Origin of the sequence: Limnohabitans sp. (assembly GCF_030158565.1) — a bacterium.
GTDB lineage: Bacteria > Pseudomonadota > Gammaproteobacteria > Burkholderiales > Burkholderiaceae_C > Limnohabitans_A.
Genome location: NZ_JAOASQ010000008.1, coordinates 1 through 3,977, shown reverse-complemented (window position 1 = coordinate 3,977; position 3,977 = coordinate 1). Strand labels below are relative to the sequence as shown.

At 57.7% G+C, this 3,977-nt stretch carries 3 protein-coding genes, 1 tRNA gene and 1 pseudogene; all 5 read right to left on the bottom strand.

Annotated elements, in window-relative coordinates:
- Positions 1 to 75: 75 nt before the first annotated feature.
- Positions 76 to 2,007, bottom strand: coding sequence for a SurA N-terminal domain-containing protein (locus Q1W40_RS01640; protein ID WP_300708207.1), 1,932 nt, complete (start codon positions 2,005 to 2,007; stop codon positions 76 to 78).
- 62 nt (positions 2,008 to 2,069) lie between these two features.
- Positions 2,070 to 2,145: transfer RNA gene (locus Q1W40_RS01635), tRNA-Val, on the bottom strand.
- Positions 2,146 to 2,163: 18 nt separating this feature from the next.
- Positions 2,164 to 2,436, bottom strand: coding sequence for an HU family DNA-binding protein (locus Q1W40_RS01630; RefSeq protein WP_108322810.1), 273 nt, complete (start codon positions 2,434 to 2,436; stop codon positions 2,164 to 2,166).
- A 262-nt stretch (positions 2,437 to 2,698) separates the two neighbouring features.
- Positions 2,699 to 3,787, bottom strand: a complete 1,089-nt coding sequence (locus tag Q1W40_RS01625; RefSeq protein WP_300708205.1) for a tartrate dehydrogenase — start codon at positions 3,785 to 3,787, stop codon at positions 2,699 to 2,701.
- A gap of 26 nt (positions 3,788 to 3,813) precedes the next feature.
- Positions 3,814 to 3,977: pseudogene (locus Q1W40_RS01620) on the bottom strand (alpha/beta hydrolase); the annotation flags it as partial.

The following is a 3,977-nucleotide window of genomic DNA, read 5'->3' as shown; positions in this document are numbered from 1 at the left end:
GACAACAGGAATCACAATCCTGGACTCTACCAACTGAGCTACAGCCACCGTAGAAATGAAATTATAACCTGATCTTTAGCGTTTTTCTGCAGTCTCTGCGCTCTTGACCTGAGGTTTTTCAACCAAGATCTCGGCCTTGAGTTGTTGCTTCAAATACGTCAGGTAGGCTTGGGTTTCAGCCTGCCCCCACAACTGGGTCATTTGCTGACGACTTTGGGCCACTTGTTGCGGCGACGCAGCATCGCGTGCCACCAGTTTGTTCACACGGGCCACCACAAAGCCTTGCGTGCCCAGATCCACGCCCACCACAGCGGGCAAACGCGCAGGATCAGCACGCAGCACAGCATCCACCACGGCTTGCGGCTGGCCTTGTGTTTGGTCGCGCGAGACGATCAAGGCCGCACCCACTTGCGCTTGCGCGGCCTGGTCTTTCCATGATGCCAGTTTGGCCTGACCTTCGGCTTTGGCCAAGTCGGCAGATTTTTCGACCACGTACTGGCGGCGCACTTCATCCTTGACGTCGGCAAATGGACGAACGGCAGCAGGACGGTAAGCCACGATGCGGGCAGACACCAAGGTGTTGGGGGCCACTTCCACCGCTGGGGTGTTGCGACGTTTGCTCACAGAGTCTTCTGCAAACAGGGTTTGCAACAATTTGGCGTTGGCCAGAACACCTTGGGCGCCCGCAGCAGGCGTGCGGGTCAAAGCCTGGGCTTTTTGAACGGTCAGTTTCAAACGGTCGGCCGTGGGCTTGAAGCTGTCTGCCTGCTCGTAAACGCTGTTGGTGAAGGTCTCGGCCTGCTCGGCAAATTGGCGCTGGGCTTGCTGTTTGCGCAAGTCGGCTTCCAGTTGAGGGCGCATGGATTCAAAGCTGGGCGCTTTGGGCGCTTTGATGTCGGTCAGCTGGATGATGTGAAAGCCGAACTCGGACTCGACCACATCGCTGATGTCGCCCTTTTTCAAGGCAAAGGCGGCATCTTCAAACGCTTTGACCATGGCCCCTTTGGCGAAGAAGTCCAGATCCCCGCCCTTGGTGGCAGAGCCTGTATCTTGTGAGTTTTTACGGGCCACATCGGCAAAGGATTTGGGGGCCTTGCGAACTACACCCAGCAAATCGTCGGCCTTGGCGCGGGCCTTGGCACGCTCAGCGGCAGGAGCGTCCTTGGCGGCGTTGATCAGGATGTGGCTGGCGCGGCGCTCTTCCTTGCCCGCCAGACGCTGCACGTTTTGCTCGTAATAGGTCTTCAGGTCTTGCTCAGGCAAGTTGATGCTCTTTTGCAAAGCGACCGTGTCCAGCACCAAGTATTCGATGTCGGCGCTTTCCACCGAACGGAAACGTTCGGATTGGGCCTGGTAGAACTTTTCCAGATCGGCATCGGTCACTTGAACCTTGGCCGCGAAATCGGCTGGCACCCATTTCTGGATCTGGATTTCACGGCGTTGCAAATACGCATTCAAGGCCGTATCGGTTTGGCTTTGTGAGGCCACCACAGACTGCTGCAAACCACCCAACACTTGCTGGGCCGAGAAGTCCTGGCGCACTTTGGCTTCCAGCATTTCGGGGATCATGCCCTGGCTGGCCGCCAATTGGCGGTAGCGCTCCATGTCCAGCTTGCCATCGGCACCGCGCAAACCGGCAATCGAAGGGTCTTGTTGCAGGTAACGGGCCAGACGCTGATCGCTGGTGATCAGCAACTGTTTATCCGCAGCGGCCGAGATCACGCGCTCATTGACCATGCGCTCCAGCGTGGCATAGCGGGCCTCGGCAGAGTCAAGCAGTTTGGGATCCAGATTGGGCACCGAGGCGCGGATGCGCTCGACTTCACGTTGATGTGCCGCATCCCATTCCCCTTGCGTGATCTTGTTGCCCGCCACTTTGGCCACAGGCGCGCCTTGATCGGAAAAGCGGCTGTAACTGTCAATGCCGAACAAGACAAAGGACGGAATGACCAGCAAAAACAGCAATCCCATCAAAATTTTGGAGTGATTGCGGATGGAATCAAACATGTTCGAAGTCTCGGTTTATCAATAAAAAAGGCGAACAACCTGTTCGCCTTTGCTTTTTGTGGTGGTGGGCGCTGACGGTCTCGAACCGCCGACCTACTCCGTGTAAAGGAGCCGCTCTACCAACTGAGCTAAGCGCCCCACCTGAAAAAAGTGAAATCAGTTCAAAGCATCCTTGAGGGCTTTACCTGGACGGAACTTTGGCACCTTGGCAGACTTGATTTTAATCGCAGCGCCAGTGCGTGGATTGCGACCGGTGCGGGCAGCACGTTTGCCCACTGCAAAAGTACCGAAACCCACCAAAGAAACCGTACCGCCCTTTTTCAAGGTTGTGCGCACAGCACCGATGGTGGCTTCCAGAGCACGGCCCGCAGCGGCCTTGGACAGGTCGGCTTGTTTGGCGATGTGTTCGATCAATTCAGTTTTGTTCACAAGAAACCTCTTGAAGTTACAGACCGGCGAGAACCGGTGTTGACTGACATACAAACTGACAGACCCGCTGCCAGTTTTAATTTTTTATGGCGCCAAGGCCTGCACTCATTTGAAACCAGCCTCCAAGGCGGTGTCAATCCAGGCAGCCCAACAATGCGCGTTGCGGCAGGGATTCTAGCCGTGAAATCATGGACGAACCCCTTCGCGGTTGAGATTTTTTATAAGTCAGTCTTCCCGGAAAAAGAACCGAAAAGTCGCCGTGTCAAAGCACCTCTGCAATGGCGCGGCCGACATCGGCGGTCTTGGCTGTACCCCCCAAATCGGGCGTGCGGGGTGCACCACTGCCTGGGGCCAAGACCTTCTCGATCGCGGCCAGCACACCGTCGTGCGCCGCCTTGTAGCCCAGGAATTCCAGCATCATGGCGCCACACCAGATCTGACCGATCGGGTTGGCAATGCCTTTGCCCGCGATGTCCGGGGCAGAACCATGGACGGGCTCGAACAACGATGGGAACAAACGGTCGGGGTTCAGGTTGGCACTGGGCGCGATGCCAATCGTGCCTGTGCAGGCCGGGCCCAGATCGCTCAAGATGTCGCCAAACAGGTTGCTGGCCACCACCACATCAAAGAAGTCGGGGCGCTGCACAAAGTGCGCGGTCAGGATATCGATGTGGAACTTGTCGACGTTGATGCCAGGATAGGCCTTGGCCATCTCGGCCACGCGCTCGTCCCAGTAAGGCATGGTGATGGCAATGCCGTTGGACTTGGTGGCGCTGGTCAAGTGTTTTTTGGGGCGCGTTTGTGCCAGCTCAAAAGCGAACTTCAGCACGCGGTCCACGCCGATGCGGGTCATGATGGATTCCTGCATCACGATCTCGCGCTCGGTACCGGGGAACATGCGGCCACCCACGCTGGAGTACTCGCCCTCGGTGTTCTCGCGAACGATGTACATGTCGATCTCGCCGGGCTCGCGGCGGCTGCCGTCCTTCCGCACCACGGGGGCGATGATGCCGGGCATCAGGCGCGCCGGGCGCAGGTTGATGTACTGGTCAAACTCGCGGCGGAACAAGAGCAGCGAGCCCCACAGCGACACGTGGTCGGCGATCTTCTCGGGCCAGCCCACCGCGCCAAAATAAATGGCGTCGTGACCACCAATCTGGTCCTTCCAGTCGTCGGGGAGCATCTTGCCGTGCTTTTCGCAATAGTCCCAGCTCGAAAAATCGAAGTGGTCAAACTTCAAGTCAATGCCGAATTTGCGGGCTGCAGCGTCCATCACGCGCAGGCCTTCGGGCATGACTTCTTTGCCAATGCCATCGCCTGCGATGACGGCGATGCGGTGTTTCTTGCTCATGGGGTGCTCCTTGTCAATGAGACGGTTCAGTGTGTGAAAAATTCTTGCGCTTGGGCAATCACTTGCTCGGGGGCTTCTTCGGCCAGATAGTGGCCGCAATCGAGCGCGCACCCTGTCACTTGGGCAGCGCGTTCGCGCCACAGGGCCAGCACATCAAAGCAACGCCCGACCGCGCCATGCTGCCCCCACA